The organism is Liquorilactobacillus mali, from assembly GCF_001437155.1.
In the GTDB taxonomy this organism is placed as follows: domain Bacteria; phylum Bacillota; class Bacilli; order Lactobacillales; family Lactobacillaceae; genus Liquorilactobacillus; species Liquorilactobacillus mali_A.
This window is the reverse complement of sequence record NZ_JQAR01000002.1, coordinates 52,217-68,390: the sequence shown is the minus strand read 5'-3', so window position 1 is coordinate 68,390 and position 16,174 is coordinate 52,217. Positions and strand designations below refer to the sequence as shown.

Genomic DNA, 16,174 nt, shown 5'->3' with positions numbered 1-16,174 from the left:
AGACTGAGTCAAAATATCACTTGCGCTCCAGTCCCATTTAGAATATCTATGCAATTCAAATCACAAAATCTTTTCATCTTCAGCTACTTTAACAGACTCCACTAGTTGAACCAAGTCTCTTAAAAAAGGTATTTCTGCTTGAATTATTTGTGCAGTCTCCTTTTGGTGCTGTGCATATTCCTCCTCAACTTTTTTTATTGCCTCAGCCGTAATTTTCGCAGTATCATCCCAGTATCTTATAATCTCCGTGCTATATTTTTGTTCAACACCTAGCTTTTCAAACTGTTTGATCAGCTGCCTAGCATACTTTCTCATCCAACCATCGCCGAAAATATTGAAAGCCACAAGACTAGAAAATACAATCAACGCCAGTCCCAATGTTAGCGGCCCCCCCATGGCAGAAATCGCAGTCGCTGCTCCAGACAATGTCCCGCCATATAAACCAACTGAGCTCAAAAAACCAGCTGTCTGCATGAGGATAAGATATCCTCCAAGATTTCCCAAGCTGCCAAATAATATGGAGAATGCCCCATAAATTCCAAGGCTGGTTGCCACATCCGTAGAAGATTTGATGAAGAAGTTAGTAAAGTCAAAGTTCTCAGAATTAAAAAAATCATTGAACTTTTTTATTGAACCATCCATTTTGCTGGAAAAATCAGCCGAGTTTTCCTTTAATATTCTTTGAAGTTTTTCATCTACCATATTTTGTAATAATATCAAAAGCTGTTTCTTATCTTCTTGATTATTCTTGAATTCTTTCTTCTTGATTAATTCCTCGATAGAATTTATAGCGAATATCTTCGCATAGGCATTGTGAAAATCTCTAATAGAAACTTCCTTTTTCGTATTAGATAACCTCAGTAATTCTTCTTCTATTTGTTGAAATTTGTACTTTTTAAGGCTTTCCTTCGTTGCTGGAAAATTAATGCGTGCTGTTAGATGCTCTTCAATTTTCTTTCCTGTCTTAATCATTTCTTCTATCGCTTTTTTTTGTAACGATCTGGTTTGCATTATTTTGACATTCAAAATATTCTCCATAATTTCAATGAATGCTTGCTTGAAAGGCTGTGAGAGATGTGAATTCTTAATATCAGATGCATAAAAACGACTACGGAATGCATTTTGATCGTAAGTTGAGCCAAATTTAGCCAAATAGTTTCTTGTCTGAACATTTAAAAACCTTGCAACCGCTCGATCAAAGATCTTGCCTATATCATTATTTCCAATAGAATTTGCATGACTTCCCACAAATAATAAATTATTAAATGGCACACGTCCATCTTGGTCAAATTCTCTGGAGGAAGAATCAATAATTTGTTTAATGAATATCATGTCTTCTTCCCGTAAAAAACTGGACATTTGTGATAGATAGATCGTAACATCTGCATACTGATAGGCCTTGAGTGCTGTCTGATTGTCTTTTTCATTTGCACTAATTCCTGGAGTATCAATGAACGCAAGTCCGTTTAATATTGGTGCATCTATAAAAGTAAAAATATAAGTAAGTCCCTGATTATTTACTTCATTTGTTTTTTCATTGTATTTATTGAGACCATATTCTCGAATTAGATTTGTCTTTCCTATTGCAATAATGTGTTCCCCATTCTCAATAATGTTCCCCAAATTTGAGATGTCTACCACCTGCTCATGGTTAGTCCTGACCACAACCGTATTATTTTCAGCGCCAATATTTTCCGGTTTATCTAATTCATGATATACGTAATTAATTGCTGCGGTCATTGGTTGAAAAGCCGTCGGTAATAAATCCGTTCCCAATATGACATTTATCAGCGAACTCTTCCCTGCATCAGATGCACCTACAAAAGCTACTAGCGGTTTTTGCAGCCTATTACGGCATAGTGGACCAATCTTTTTTAATTCTTCAAAATATCCTTTTACCTCCGCTACATTGATTTCAAACCCTTCTTCTAGTTCTTTTTGTTCAATCTCAAGCAGTGCTTCTTCAAAAGATTGTTCATTTTCGAGAACTTTTTTTAACACTTTTTCTCTTTTCTCAGTGATTTTATTATCTAGTTTCCAAGGCAGGGGCACATGCTCCTTAAAATTAAATAGTTGTTCCAATGTATAATCAGTTTTTTCAGCTATCTCCTTATATATTCTCATTGTAAGATTATCAGGATCTCCCTCCCACATCTCAAGTGTTATCACATCGATTTCCATCAGGTCGGCAAAATCCTGTTTATTCATTTTTAAGATTTTTTCTCTAAAGTAGTTTAAATCAAATTCCCCATTCATAACTTAATCCCCCAAGTATTAATATGAATCAAAAAACTACATTAATGCGATTCTGTTATAAGATACATCGGCTTAGCAGTACTAGAATTAAAGTAGTGAGCAAGAACGATTCATCCGATTCTAAATAATACATACGTTCAAAAATCATATTTAAAAACCTTTTGGGTTATAAAAGACCAAATGGAGCAGCAAAGCTACACATGAATGGCTAAAATATGAATCACTATCTCAAAAAATGATAGATTATCTTAATCAATTAGGGATTTACACTTTTTTATCTATTAAGGAGAAAAATATGGAAATTAAACAAAATAATAATTGGCCAGAACTGCCTAACTCATTAAAAAATCTTGCCATTTTTCCAAGTGATCCTACCTATAAGCAAGTCCGTTCCAATTACTTTCGTGTCGGAACTCCTTTGCTTATTATTATGGCAAAAACAGAAACAAATATAGTGGACACAATAAAATATGTTAGCGAGGTTAGAAGACAGAAAAATTGGAAAATTACATTTTCTGTGAGAAGTGGTGGACATGGTATCACAATGACCTCGGTCAATGACGGTGGAATTATACTAGACATTAGCAGCCTGAACAAAGTTGAAATAATTGATGCTAATAAGGGAATTGCAAAAATACAAGCTGGTGCTGTTTGGGGAGATGTGGCACAAAAATTGTCTCCGTACAACCTAGTTATTTCCAGTGGAGATTTCGGAGATACTGGTGTTGGCGGACTAACAGTTTATGGCGGAATTGGATTACTTGTGCGTCGCTTTGGTCTAACAATTGATCACTTAATTGGTGCTAGGATAGTAACCGCAATTGGAAAAATCATCGTGGCTGATAAGACCCATTATCCTGAACTATTCTGGGCAATTCGTGGCGGTGGTTCACAAATAGGGATCGTGACCGAATTCTTATTTAAAGCAGACAAGTTAATCGATAAAACAAAGAGCATTAAGACTCCAATTTGTTTACAAACCGTCACTTACTCAGTAAACAATCTCAGCGACTTCATTCATGATTGGCAAGAATGGATCAGTAGTGCTCCTAAAAACTTAACTAGTCTACTAATGATTACCAATTCAAATCACCACGTGGTTAACTTCAGTGTACAGGCCACCAACATATGGGCAGGGATCAAGGATGAAAATGAACATATTTGGTTTAATCAAGCTTCTAAACTTGCTGGGGTGGTCAAACATCAGGAAAAGGTTATGAATTATGCAGATATGGTAGTAGCACCACATACTCCACACACTGGTCAACAAGCTGTGTATGTGAAAAACACGTTAGTACGAGCATTTACTCCTCAGATTGCTAAGGAAATAACCAATATTTTAAATAATTTTAATTCATTGGGAATAGAATTACGCTACATTGGAGGAGCTTTAAATACTGTAAATGCCATGACAACCGCATGGACTTGCCGAAATGCCGTGGGCTTTATTGCACTTTGGTCTGCTAAGGATGACGCCGCACAAGCAAATAAAAATTTTGAACCGCTATTAAAATTAGGCATCGGTGTGTATGGTGCTTACTCAAGTGATCTTAGCAGTGAAGAAAATGCTCGTGTTTGGCCCGAATATATAGCCTCTAAGCTTAAGGCTATAGCAGACAAAGAAGACCCCGATAAATTATTTAATCAGGATCGAAATATTTAATATGCTTTTAGAATAGTTCAACAATTAACAACAGCTTTGGTTTAGATAATTAATTACTTCTCAAGAACGAGTGGTGATTAATTATCTACTTTTTTACACTAATTGAAGTTTCGGTTATTATTGCCGCGATAAGTATCATTCTAATTTTAAATTCTTAGTCCATATCAAGTTCTCTAACCAACAGATAATTTGTCCAAAGCCATTGGTCACACACTTGATCTGAGAAAGGGCCTACACTACCTGCATTGACTAATCCATAATATCTCTATCGAAGACTTCAATGTTATCTAATCCACCATACCAGTCATACCAAGGAGTAGCACCTTCATTCAGAATATCATTCAATTCGGAAATATTTTGCTTGCCTTGTGTGTTGAGCCATTCAATCAATCCGGCTCTACCCTTTTGTGCATAAACTTGAACTCCTTGGAGCCAAGTTGCACGGCCTCCTAAGATACCGTTATATTTTGTATGGGCTTCTCCTGCAAAAGTCAATTCATTACGAAAAGTCTCAGCACTGACGCCCGCAGACAAATAGATGAAAGGTCGATCAACGGCCTTGTTGGCTGAAGCAAAATATTTGGCTGCTTCTTCTTTAGTGTAGAGTGGGGCAACACCGTCTGCAGTATAACCTTCTACATAATCAAAGTTGACTGGAACTTCGGTCTTAATAACATCGATGTGGTACTTTCCCTTAGAAAATTCCCGCATTGAATCAATGACCAATTGCGGCTTTTCTTTAGCAAAAGAAACACTTTTTGTATCTGGAATTGCGTCATCATAAGTCACAATCTCCACAAAAAGTGGAATATCAGCTGCTAGACCTTCAGTACCCAAACGTTCCAAAAAGGCATGCTTAACATCATTTATTTCTGCTTTATCATTAGGATTATAGTAGACTAGAACTTTAGCAGCATCTGCTCCCTTGCTTAATAAACGGTGCAGACTTTCATTTGGTAATAACTCAGGAAAGCGCCCAACTGTTTTAACATCATAGCCCGTTTTTTCATAGGATAAGATCAAGCCAGTTTGTTTTGCCTTAGACTTAATTCCTTTAAATCCTAGCTCTTCATCCAATAAAATACCCGAAACATGGTTAGTTAAAACTTGCGAAACAAGTTCCTTAAACTCGTAAACCATTTCAATATTATAATTCTTTCCTGCTTGTTGAGCAGCAGCTTCCATCATTCTCTTCATTGAACCGCGTTGATCGATCGCGAGTGCAGCGATAATTCCGTGATCATTAGACAATTTTTGTAATTTGTCGAACTTGCCGCGTGAAATTCTTTTTTTTACCATTATGATTCCTCCCTTTCGGTTAAACAGTAATGATTACACTTTAAATGGTACGCTTTTGTTTATCTATTGTAAAGAGGGGTATCAATACTTTGATACTGTATCATGTATAAGTTTCAATAAAGATTATCTGCCGATAAAATATGAGTAGCTTTGCCCTTTGCCTAGTTGCTTTGAACTTAATTGATCAATAGTTAGTGTTGCCTTTAATAAAGAACTGATTTGTTGGTGCATCAAATTAACATTAAACTTATCCATTTCCAAACTCTTGCTGCTTGTAGTTAAGTAATCCGGCATAGTAATCAACCCAATTACTGGTATTTTTTCATTAAAAAGCGGCTGACTTTCACCGAATTCAAAACCATTATGTCCTCTTAATGTAACAGTTCTAGTTAATTTTCTATTTTTTACTGCTTTCATCCATATTTCGTTCATTGTTTGATTGCCCACATAGGTATATTCAGTTTGTATTTTCCCAGTTGGGCTGAACTTTCCATTTTTATTGTCTTTCCACTCCATACTACCCAGATGTTCTGCGGTTATTGCAGCCACAGCTTTGAGGTGTTTCCCCTTGCCATCCCAAACCTGAGGGTTATCTTTAAGCCAGGTCGAAGTTGCTTGTGAGGTCCCTTTAAAAACAGGTAAGCGAAAATGGCCCGTTACAAATGCAAAAACAAGTGTTTTATTAGGTTTTTGATCTTTTAGATAGCGCATCATTGCAAGCAATGCGATTGCCCCGTTTTCTTCAATTGCATTGACACCGTCGGTATGCGTATTAATAATAATGGATTCCTTTTTATTTTTTCCCGGTATAGTAACATAAAATGATTTTGTTTTTACCCTTTTACGTGTCGCTATTAATGTAATTTTCCCCTTTTGATGTGCCTTTGCAGCCTTAATTACCTTTTTACCTTCGCTTTCATTCACCCAAAGTGCCGGAACACCAGCATAATCAGTTGTAAAAGGTTGATATTGTTCCTTTACTTTTGAATCAGATGCACCTTTCCAAACTAAAATAACCCCTTTTACGCCCGCTTTTCTCGCTTTTTTTAGATTAGTGGCTCTTAGAGCAGCCGATAAAGTAATATCTCCATCGTTGGAAGTAATATGTGTGCCCTTAGGAAAAGAACTCTGTTGATTCATGATTAACTGCTTAGGTATCGTTTTTGTATTATCCACTTGTATAACGGCTATTTTTCCTTTAGCTCTATCAAGATTATTATTGTCTGTGTAAACTAATTCTTTGCTGATTCCTCTACTATCTGTTTTTCCGGAATAAGGATACGCAGATGATATTGAGATTTTTTGTTTATTAACATAAAGTGAACTATCTTTTTCTGTCCAATTCAAAAAACTATACTTATTTTCGTGAACAGCTAAATTCATTTTTTTAGCTTGGTTTTCAAGCCAACCAATAAACTGGTTTTGTCCCGTAGAACCTGTCAAGCGACTGCCAAAATTATTCATAGTATTCATATCGGCCAGCAATGATTTCTGATTTTCTAATTTTTGTTTTTTTATTCGTACAGAAGGTAGTTTCTCGCTGCTGTTCACAGTGGTGGCAATTGAATTACTAGAAATATCAATAAGTAATAATCCACTGATCAGACAAACTGATAACATTAATAATCCCTTTGTGAGATATTTACCTACAGAAGATGCTATTTGTATCTTTAAAATAAAATATAAACTCATAATGAGATACACAACGACTTGTACCCAAATCATTGGTACCCAAGAGGTAATAATATAAATAAAATCTAACAACGCAGAAACTAAAAACAACGATACTATTAATTTTTTTCTTATCTTCTTTGACATCATTATATACATGCACAACATTAAACTTGCAAACAGCGAAATAGCAGCTGTTGCAATGGGATAACCCGTGAGTAAGCAAGTCATGACAGATAATACTAATAATATTAAACTAATAAACAAGTTCATAAATTCTCCCCCAATATCTTTAGACATTACAAATGTAATATCATATGTTAACTTGTAGTATAAAGTATTGAAAAAACTGCAACAATTAAAAAAAGCTACTTATACCATAACTTGTACAAAAAAGGAGATTTTGTAATGTCCAACTTGTTCTCAGAGATTCAAATAAAAATGAAAAACAAATCAAACTCTGAAGTAAATCGATTGACACGCGAGGCCATTGCCACAGCACTGGTTGAATTATTGAGAAAACAAGATTTTGAAAAAATAACGATCAGTTCAATTGTTAAATTAGCTGGTGTCTCTCGGACTGCATATTACAATAACTATAATTCCAAAGTTGAGATCCTGAATGATTTAATTGATAACTTTATAGAAGAAGTCAACTCAGGACTGAAACCCTATGTTGACCCGGTTTCAGGTAAAACCAATAATCCTAAGCAATTTATCTTTAATCTGTTTGAAATAGTTTTCAATCATCGTACGTTGTATGCAACTCTTATTAATGCAGGTCTTAGTCATCAAATTCTGAAACAATTAAATGACTTGATGCTGAAATATAGTCATGCCGCAACAAAGCTTGAAAAATATCAGGTATATCTTCAATCTGGAGCTCTTTTTAATGTCTTTACACTTTGGATTGCAAATGGAACAAAAGAATCTTGCCTAGAGATGACAAATATCTTCACTAAACTATATAGCACCTTTTGGTAACTCTATCTTCCAGTAAATTAAGCAGCATCAACGGGAATTAAAATAAGAGATGATAGGATATCTTATTGTTTTGCATGTAAACTACATATTTTTAAGGCTGAAATCTGATATTTCCCAGAATAGATAATTTCAAAAAAAACTGCATTCCAAGATATCTTAGAATACAGTCTTTTTCATTTTAAGAATTCAAATTATTGATTCTTTAAGAACTTCTCACTAGCTAAAGTTATTAATGCAGACTGATAGTAATTATCTGCTTCGAGTTTTTGCATAAAAATATATTTTTCCATTTGAATTAATTTGTTATATTTCTGCGAATCCTTAGCAGCATAGAAGATAGGTGCACCAAAGCTAGCGGACTGATAATTTGACAGTTGTCGCCCACTAAGTGTATATCCACCTGCAATATACTCCTTTGTCATAAAGAACTTCATCATTTTATTTAAAACTTTCCTACTTTTGGTATCTTTACTCTGTGCTAAATTATAAGGTAATCTACATGCATTATAATAATAGTAGCGGTTGTACTTGCCAGACCAAATTTGTCATAAAGCTTTCATTTTTAGAGGTACCTAAATAATAAATAAAAAAAACGCATCGCTAAAAGCGAAACGTTCATATTCATACTTATTCAAATTCATTCTTATCTATTCATAATTTGGCCTTAAAACTTTCATCTTAACTGCTAGCAATCCTTGCTTTTTTACGGTATCGGAATCGTATATCCCAGATAATTCTTTGGGAGCCATTCCTACTGCTTCTGGGGTGTACCGTTGGTAGAGCTCTACCATTGTTCGACATTTTTTAATGCTCCACGCACTCGTCAATATCACATCTTCGTCGTCGCTTTTTCGATGGATGGCAAGTGTGTCACCTACACCAAAATGTTTCATTTGCTCGTCATTGAGAAAAACTTCAACCGTTTTAGTACCGCTTGAAATCTTATCGAATAATTCATCGCCTAAACTGATATCCACTATAATCAACCTCCTGCAAACACTAGCTACTTGAAACAAGTTACAAAAACTATTATTCTGCAAAACAAAGTGTTACTCAGCTAGTAGAATTAAAAATATACTAACTATATAATTAAAATACTATTATATTTTCATAATTTTTGCAAGTCCTGTATCTAAGCTATTGCACAGGATACGTTTAATGCTGCCCTAATCAACCTCACCAGCAAGCTGTATTCTTGTCGACTCAGGGAAGATTGCACGTTCTGCGACAGTCAATTCACGATCAGTAATAAACATTGAAATCTTATCTGGAGAGCAGATCCGATAATAAGAATTATTGATGAATTTCTGATGTTCCGCCACTAAGATGACCTTGCGTGCTCGCTCAACAGCCTTTCCGACAATTTCTGCGTCTTCTTGATTAAGTAAGTAGATACCATGTTCATCAATCCCAGATGCAGCAATAAAAGCTGTATCCAACGCAACATTCTCTAATTCAGTAATTGCTGCACTTGAATGGAAGAAACGGTTTTGGTGGTCTAAAGTTCCGCTTAGAACTTTAACATTGACCTTGCCTTCCTCGGCAAGCGCCATACAATTATCTAATGAATGTGTAATGATTGTCATCGGTAAATTCAAATTCTGACATGTTTTCAACAAAATTGTAGATGCATCAACAAAATAAACACGATGTGCATGAAAGTAATTCAATGCTTCTAATGCAATCTTGGTCTTTTGCTCGGTAAATCTTGAAAGACGGCTTTGAAAGTTAGGTACTTTATTTCCAAAATCAAGTGGTAAAATTCCACCATGCGTCCGCTTTACTTCACCTCGTTCAGACAAAAGCACTATGTCACGTCGTGCGGTATCTTGCGATACACCAAATTCAGCCATTATGTCCTTTGTGGTTAGTTCCTGCTTCTCATCCAGTAATCTCTTAATTAATTCAATTCTTTTTTCTTGACTCATCAATATTCCTCAAATCTATCAACTTTTAAAAATCTAAAATTAATTATACTATATTAAGGATATAAAGACAAAGACTTACAGAAAATGGTTGATATAAGAATACTCTGCTCAAAATGTAAATTATGAATAACTATGACAAAAATTTAGAAATTATTATTACTCACCACAAAGAATTATGTTACCTAGAAAACTTCAAAATTCTTTTCTGCTAAATCGACTGAATTACGGCCGACAAGCAGTGTAAATGCTCCCTTCTCTATTAACCTTTCTCCATTATTATTAAAAAACGATAAACTATTTGGTTTAATTGTAAAATCAACAGTTACCCTTGACTTCGCATTAACATGAACTTTCTTAAAATCAATTAATTTTTTTTCTGGCTGGACTACACTTGCAACCTTATCATTCAGGTAAACTTGAACAGTTTCCAAAGAATCATAAACACTATTGTTGAAAAGCTCAATTTGTACTCTCAAATCTTCTCCTAACTTAATTTTATTTTTTTCTAGGACTATTTCACCATATTCAATTTGACTATATGAAAGTCCATATCCAAAGGGATAAAGAGGCGCATTGGGATTATCAATATACTTTGAAACATATCTTCCAACATGTTGTGATTTATTTATTGGTCTGCCCGTAACTAACTGATTGTAGTATAGTGGTTCTTGCCCTTCATCATAAGGAAAGCTCATTGACAATCTTCCAGATGGATTAGCTTTACCAAAAACTATATTAGCAATTGCGTTCCCCCCTTCCGTACCAGGAAACCATGCTTCCAATATTGCATCTACTTCAGGTTCAACATCTGTGAGTACGAGTGGTCTCCCACTAATTACTACCAAAACAATTTTTTTACCAAGCTTGCTAATTTTTTTTAGCAACAGCCTTTGATTCTTAGATAAATGTAAATTGGTTTTTGATCCCGCTTCACCTGATTCTAAAGTATGCTCACCTAAAACCATCACTACAATATCAGATTTTGTTGCTACATCTATAGCTTTCTTCTCATTGCTCTTTCTGACATTTTCTGAAGAAACAATCTTCTCTATTTGTTCTTCGCTTAGAAAATTCATTTCACGTAATATTTTACTGTCATCGATAAGATCAGTACCTTTTGCGACAAGTAGATTTTCTTTTTCAACATATTGTTCAAATCCTTGTTTTATGCTAACAGTATCCTTCGAATTTCCATGAACGGCCCACATTCCCAGCAACTCTTGACTATCACTATATGGCCCAATCAATGCTATTTTCAGAGAACTATTCAATGGCAAAATATTATCTTTGTTTTTTAGCATAACAATTGACTCTTCAGAAACCCTCCTAGCTAATAGTCGTTCACCCCTAGAGAGAATTCTCTTCTTTTCCTTCTCAACACTAATCCCCCTAAAGGGATCCTCAAACAGCCCAAGTTCATTTTTTATACTGAGAACTCTCCATGTCGCTTTATTGATTTTTTCTTCACTTATTCTCCCACTTTTTAGCAATGGCTCTAAATTATTAGCATAACAAGAAGACTTCATATCAATATCAACAGTCGCCGCAAATGCTTTTTGGCTAGCATCCAACTCATCACTCGCAAAACCATGTTTTATTAGTTCATATATTGATGCATAATCTGAAATAACTACTCCATCAAAGCCCCATTTTTTTCTTAACAAATCCACTAGTATTTCTTTATTTGCGGTTACTGGAACTCCATTTAATGAGTTTAATGCCGTCATAACTATTTTTGCTCCAGCGTCTAGAGCCGCTTTATAAGGTGGTAGATAATTCTGAAATAGGTTACTTTGCGACATATCAACAGTATTATATTCCCTTCCTGCCTCAACGGCACCATAGGCCGCAAAGTGTTTTACACAGGCAATCTGCCCTTCTCCAGTTACTAGATCCTCCTGCAAACCCTCAACCATATTTTTAGCAAAGGAAGCATTGAGGAATGGATCTTCGCCAGGTGACTCCAACACTCTGCCCCAACGAGCATCGTGTGCTACATCTACCATTGGTGCAAAAGTAACATGATTTCCTGCCGCTGCGGCTTCATTCGCAGCGGTATTAAAAGCTTTCTTTATTAATTCTGGGTTCCATGTAGCACCCAAACCCAATGGAATAGGATAAATTGTTTTGTATCCATATATTACGTCTGACATGAACAGCACTGGAATATGATGCGGTTGCTTTTCCATCTGTCTTTTCTGAATATCCATTGTGACTTTTGCCCCAGCAACGTTTAGAATAGAACCCGTCAAATCAACAGTTCGTTGGGTAATACCTAACTTTTGTTGAGGTCCAATCGAAATATCATCTGCTTTAAAAAATTCACCTGATAATTGTACCAGTTGTCCTATCTTCTCTTCTAAGGACAAATCATTCAATAAACTTCTCAATTCGTTTTCCTTCATACGACTACCTGCCTCCATTGTACATAGTTACATTTAATTAGCATTATTTTGTTTGGTTTTCTTCAATAAATGCCTTTCTATCTGCTCTCTTGAACCAAGGAAACCATAGTAATGGCGATAGTACCAATTGAATAAATAGCTGCAAGAAAACAATTGAAATATGTCCACCAACAAGAGCATGCAGCCCCAGCGGTAATCCGAATACAGCTTGTGCCCCCGAAAAAGGAGCTACTATACCTAGTTTTGTACTAATCATCGCTATAATTATGGCAATCGTATTATTAGTTACAAAAGGAACCAGAAAATCAAAATTCAAAACTAGAGGTGTTCCAAAGATGACAGGTTCAGTTATTCCAAAAAGTGAGGGAATTATTGCTAATCGTCCCATTTCTTTATATCTTTTACTCTTAGAAACAAATAACATCAGCAATACAAGCCCTAATGCTGTTCCACCCCAAGTAACAACATTGAAGAATGCAAGTCCAAACATGTTTGGAACTTCTTTTCCCGCTTTAAAAGCGGCAAGATTCTGCATATCAAGCGATAACCAAATGGGAGTAACTAGCGGTAAGATGACATTTGTCCCATGTATTCCAAAAAACCATAATATTTGCATTAACAACGTCACAGCTATCATAGCCCAGACAGATCCACCAATATTGCTGAGTGGTGTTTGAATAAGATTAAAAATCATCTGATGGAAACTATTCCAACTTGTCAATGTAAATATGAATGAAATAATTGCTGCTATTACTCCAATCACAATTGAAGGAATAAGACTTGCGAATGCTTGAGAAACCATTGGTGGAACACCTTCTGGCATTTTTATTGTCCACCCATGTCTTTTAATATATACATATCCGCGACCAACTAACAATCCAATAATAATAGCTGAGAAAACACCCTGAGATGATAACCAAGTTGTTGGAATAGCTTCAACGGATCCGGATTTTGACACTATTTTTCCAAGCGGTGTCATAATCAAGAAACTCATTAATGATATAATTCCTGCCGCAGTCCCATCATCATCGTTCAACATACTGTTGGCTAAAAATTTAGCCATTAAGAATGCCAAATAAAGGGCCATGGAACCAATTGTTAAAGTATTGACAACCCCTAATAAATTAGCAATAGCTGTCAAATTATATTTTGCAGCATAAACTGCTCCCAAAACTGCAAATGATCCCAGAATTATTGGACCAAGAAGCGTCATCATTGCTCCCATGATCGTCTGTAAATAAATATTATTTCCGAGTTTATTCAATCCAGGTGAAACTTTATTAAAAAACTTTGTAATTTTGTCCTTCATTCTTATCATTCCTTTCTTTTCATTTACATAATATAGCGCTTACAATAATTCAGCAATGAAACTTGTTAATGGAAAGTATGTAATTATTTGTCATTTCCAATAATTTTGTTATTCTTAACTTGTATCAAATTTCTGAGAGGTGATAATAATGCAAATTACCCATGAACTAATCCTTACACAAAATGACTATCCTTTTAAATTATTTGACTTCCATGCATTTGATCTGACAAGGAGCTTTCCATTTCATTGGCACCAAAGTACTGAGTTACTCTTTTGTCTTGAAGGTTCTCTTAATGTTAAATTCATAAATAAAGAGTATATCCTCTCAAAAAATGATGTAATTGTCATAAATCCTAATGTTGTCCATGAGACTAAAAGTACCGAACGTAATTGGATCTTATGTATTCAGCTTCCCCTAAAATTCTTAAAATCGCTAACCTTTGGCGAATATTCAGAGAAATTTCTGTTTAATCTAAATACTGTAAAAGATCGATCATCAAACTCTGCAGAACTGCAATCCAAATTACAATTACTCACAAAAATAGAGAATTCAAAAGATAATTATATTTCAAAAAACATCCAAATTTTTTCTTTATTATTAAATACAATAAACTTCTTATTTAACAATTATAAGCAAGTGCCCGAAAATAGTAACTCAAATGAAGATTTGAAATTCATTAACTTGTTTATTCAGTTCATCAATCAACACTACTCAGAAAAAATAACTCTGCATGATGTTGCCCTCCATTTTTCATACTCAGATACTTATTGCTCAAAACTAATTAGGAATAGTCTAGGAATTACCTTCAAGTCTTTTTTGAACTCAGTTAGAGTAAATCAGTCAATTAATTTAATGTCAAATTCAAAAATGACAATGTCAGAAATTGCTGAAAAATGTGGCTTTAGCGATTATCGAAATTTATATAATGCATTCCATGCCTTATACAATGTGTCCCCTACAAATTATAGACAGACTATCATTAACAACATATAGTTGATTTTACTGGTTTCCAATAATAAAAAGCGATAAAAAAGGCTGGGTCAAAAGTTAACTTTTAACCTAGCTCTTCTATTTATTCCGGATAAACGTGTTCCAAAAATCAGATTTTTTGTCTAGCAATGACTACTATTCACTTTCGCTACATCTTTTACAATTCTTCACCATTGCTTTCAATAACTTTTTTGTACCAATAAAACGAATCTTTGCGCGACCTATCAAGTGTTCCTTTTCCTTCATCATCTAAATCTACATAAATGAAACCATAACGCTTGCTCATCTCACCAGTTGATGCACTGACCAGATCAATACAGCCCCATGGCGTATATCCCATCAAATTGACTCCATCGGCAATTGCTCCTCGCATTGCCTCAATATGTTGTTTCAGATAACCAATTCGATAGTCATCATGGATCGCACCATCTTTTTCAACAACATCCTTAGCACCTAGACCATTCTCAACGATGAATAGCGGTTTTTGATAGCGATCATATAATTCGTTAAGTGCAATCTGTAACCCTTTCGGATCAATCTGCCAGCCCCAATCACTACTCTTCAAGAATGGATTAGCTACCCCACCTATCAGGTTACCAGAAACGCCTTCACCATGCTCACTAGTTACATCAGTTACCCTAGACATATAGTAGCTGAATCCAATGTAATCAACGGTATTTTGTGCAATCAATTCTAGGTCCTTATCTGTAATCTCCAATGCGGTTGGATCAACATCATGTTCTTTCAGCATTCGTGCTGTTGTTTGTGGATACTTACCTCTTACTTGGACATCTGCACAAAAGAAGTTGAAGTCTTGCATCTGTTTCAAATTAGCATATTGGTTTATTGGATTAGCATCATATGCATAGCTTGTTGCATATAAAATCATACATCCTATCTGCAGATGTTCATCAAGTTCATGCCCTATCTTCACTGCCAACGCACTTGCTACGAATTGATTATGCCAAGATTGAACAATATTTGTGAAATCATTTGCTCCACTACTTGGAACAAGCCCTTGGCTCATTACTGGGAAGTGAAATGCTGAATTGATTTCATTAAATGTCATCCAATAGCGTACTTTAGAATGATAACGTTCCAAAACTACGTGAGCAAACCGCTCGTAGAACTTGATTAAATCACGATTCTTCCATCCACCGTAGCTCTTCGCAAGATTCAGTGGCAATTCATAATGAGAGATAGTGATTACAGGTTCAATATCATATTTCAGGCATTCATCAATCAGTCGATCGTAGAATCTCAATCCTGCTTCGTTGGGAATCTCTTCATCACCTTGGGGAAAGATCCTCGACCAGGCAATTGAGAAGCGATAGCACTTAAATCCCATTTCTGCGAACAACTTAATGTCTTCCTTAAATCGATAATAATGATCTATTCCTCTATGATTAGGGTACGTGTATTCCTTGCTATCTAATTTCCAGTCAAATTTCTGACTGTTTGCAATCGCAAAACGCTCTTTTCCACCTGGCAATGTATCAGCAATTGATGGTCCCTTACCGCCTTTGTCCCAAGCTCCTTCAAGTTGGTTGGCAGCTGTAGCGCCTCCCCAAAGGAAGCCATCTGGAAACTTTTTCTTAATATCAAACATTAATTTTTCTCCTTCATATTTCCATATTTCTAAATCAGTATCAACTTTCTGAAATGGAT

Annotated in this window: 12 protein-coding genes; 3 read left to right on the top strand and 9 right to left on the bottom strand. The window is 35.2% G+C overall.

Going from position 1 to position 16,174, the window contains the following annotated elements:
- Nucleotides 1-60 precede the first annotated feature (60 nt).
- Complete coding sequence (locus IV36_RS01370; protein WP_056990382.1) at nt 61-2,256, bottom strand: dynamin family protein; 2,196 nt, start codon at nt 2,254-2,256, stop codon at nt 61-63.
- Between the two features lie 295 nt (nt 2,257-2,551).
- Here IV36_RS01370 and IV36_RS01365 point away from each other — a divergent pair, with 295 nt between their 5' ends.
- Nucleotides 2,552-3,919: an FAD-binding oxidoreductase gene (locus tag IV36_RS01365; RefSeq protein WP_056990380.1), complete on the top strand. Its 1,368-nt coding sequence runs from the start codon at nt 2,552-2,554 to the stop codon at nt 3,917-3,919.
- A gap of 249 nt (nt 3,920-4,168) precedes the next feature.
- Here IV36_RS01365 and IV36_RS01360 read toward each other — a convergent pair whose 3' ends face one another.
- Together IV36_RS01360 and IV36_RS01355 are read right to left on the bottom strand one after the other, a co-directional pair.
- Nucleotides 4,169-5,218, bottom strand: coding sequence for a tagatose 1,6-diphosphate aldolase (locus tag IV36_RS01360; protein ID WP_056990378.1), 1,050 nt, complete (start codon nt 5,216-5,218; stop codon nt 4,169-4,171).
- A 123-nt stretch (nt 5,219-5,341) separates the two neighbouring features.
- A complete protein-coding gene (locus IV36_RS01355) occupies nt 5,342-7,189 on the bottom strand; it encodes a zinc-binding metallopeptidase family protein (protein WP_235810215.1) in 1,848 nt (615 codons plus the stop codon).
- A gap of 108 nt (nt 7,190-7,297) precedes the next feature.
- Between IV36_RS01355 and IV36_RS01350 the strand changes: the two genes are divergently transcribed.
- Complete coding sequence (locus IV36_RS01350; protein ID WP_056990375.1) at nt 7,298-7,873, top strand: TetR/AcrR family transcriptional regulator; 576 nt, start codon at nt 7,298-7,300, stop codon at nt 7,871-7,873.
- 191 nt (nt 7,874-8,064) lie between these two features.
- Here the strand turns inward: IV36_RS01350 and IV36_RS01345 are convergent, their stop codons facing one another.
- From IV36_RS01345 to IV36_RS01325, 5 genes are all read right to left on the bottom strand, one after another.
- Nucleotides 8,065-8,295 (bottom strand): endoglucanase, encoded by a 231-nt coding sequence (locus IV36_RS01345; protein ID WP_235810214.1) that lies wholly within the window; start codon nt 8,293-8,295, stop codon nt 8,065-8,067.
- A gap of 225 nt (nt 8,296-8,520) precedes the next feature.
- The gene (locus IV36_RS01340; RefSeq protein WP_056990371.1) at nt 8,521-8,850 is read right to left on the bottom strand and encodes an ASCH domain-containing protein; all 330 of its coding nucleotides are present in this window, start codon (nt 8,848-8,850) and stop codon (nt 8,521-8,523) included.
- Nucleotides 8,851-9,039: 189 nt separating this feature from the next.
- A complete protein-coding gene (locus IV36_RS01335; RefSeq protein WP_003687398.1) occupies nt 9,040-9,801 on the bottom strand; it encodes a DeoR/GlpR family DNA-binding transcription regulator in 762 nt (253 codons plus the stop codon).
- Between the two features lie 182 nt (nt 9,802-9,983).
- Nucleotides 9,984-12,206 (bottom strand): beta-glucosidase BglX, encoded by a 2,223-nt coding sequence (gene bglX, locus IV36_RS01330; protein ID WP_056990370.1) that lies wholly within the window; start codon nt 12,204-12,206, stop codon nt 9,984-9,986.
- A 43-nt stretch (nt 12,207-12,249) separates the two neighbouring features.
- Entirely contained in the window at nt 12,250-13,515 is a 1,266-nt protein-coding gene (locus tag IV36_RS01325) for a PTS sugar transporter subunit IIC (protein WP_003687393.1), read from the bottom strand.
- Nucleotides 13,516-13,663: 148 nt separating this feature from the next.
- On the opposite strand from IV36_RS01325, the gene IV36_RS01320 reads away from it, so the two are divergent.
- Nucleotides 13,664-14,509, top strand: coding sequence for an AraC family transcriptional regulator (locus IV36_RS01320; RefSeq protein WP_003687391.1), 846 nt, complete (start codon nt 13,664-13,666; stop codon nt 14,507-14,509).
- A 154-nt stretch (nt 14,510-14,663) separates the two neighbouring features.
- On the opposite strand, the gene IV36_RS01315 is transcribed toward IV36_RS01320, so the two are convergent.
- Entirely contained in the window at nt 14,664-16,115 is a 1,452-nt protein-coding gene (locus IV36_RS01315; protein ID WP_056990368.1) for a glycoside hydrolase family 1 protein, read from the bottom strand.
- Nucleotides 16,116-16,174: the final 59 nt, after the last annotated feature.

Bases quoted from the DNA above. Each gene is read 5' to 3' on its own strand.
- IV36_RS01370 (WP_056990382.1), bottom strand. From the start codon at position 2,256: ATGAATGGGGAATTTGATTTAAACTACTTTAGAGAAAAAATCTTAAAA.
- IV36_RS01365 (WP_056990380.1), top strand. From the start codon at position 2,552: ATGGAAATTAAACAAAATAATAATTGGCCAGAACTGCCTAACTCATTA.
- IV36_RS01360 (WP_056990378.1), bottom strand. From the start codon at position 5,218: ATGGTAAAAAAAAGAATTTCACGCGGCAAGTTCGACAAATTACAAAAA.
- IV36_RS01355 (WP_235810215.1), bottom strand. From the start codon at position 7,189: ATGTCTAAAGATATTGGGGGAGAATTTATGAACTTGTTTATTAGTTTA.
- IV36_RS01350 (WP_056990375.1), top strand. From the start codon at position 7,298: ATGTCCAACTTGTTCTCAGAGATTCAAATAAAAATGAAAAACAAATCA.
- IV36_RS01345 (WP_235810214.1), bottom strand. From the start codon at position 8,295: ATGACAAAGGAGTATATTGCAGGTGGATATACACTTAGTGGGCGACAA.
- IV36_RS01335 (WP_003687398.1), bottom strand. From the start codon at position 9,801: ATGAGTCAAGAAAAAAGAATTGAATTAATTAAGAGATTACTGGATGAG.
- bglX (WP_056990370.1), bottom strand. From the start codon at position 12,206: ATGAAGGAAAACGAATTGAGAAGTTTATTGAATGATTTGTCCTTAGAA.
- IV36_RS01325 (WP_003687393.1), bottom strand. From the start codon at position 13,515: ATGAAGGACAAAATTACAAAGTTTTTTAATAAAGTTTCACCTGGATTG.
- IV36_RS01320 (WP_003687391.1), top strand. From the start codon at position 13,664: ATGCAAATTACCCATGAACTAATCCTTACACAAAATGACTATCCTTTT.
- IV36_RS01315 (WP_056990368.1), bottom strand. From the start codon at position 16,115: ATGTTTGATATTAAGAAAAAGTTTCCAGATGGCTTCCTTTGGGGAGGC.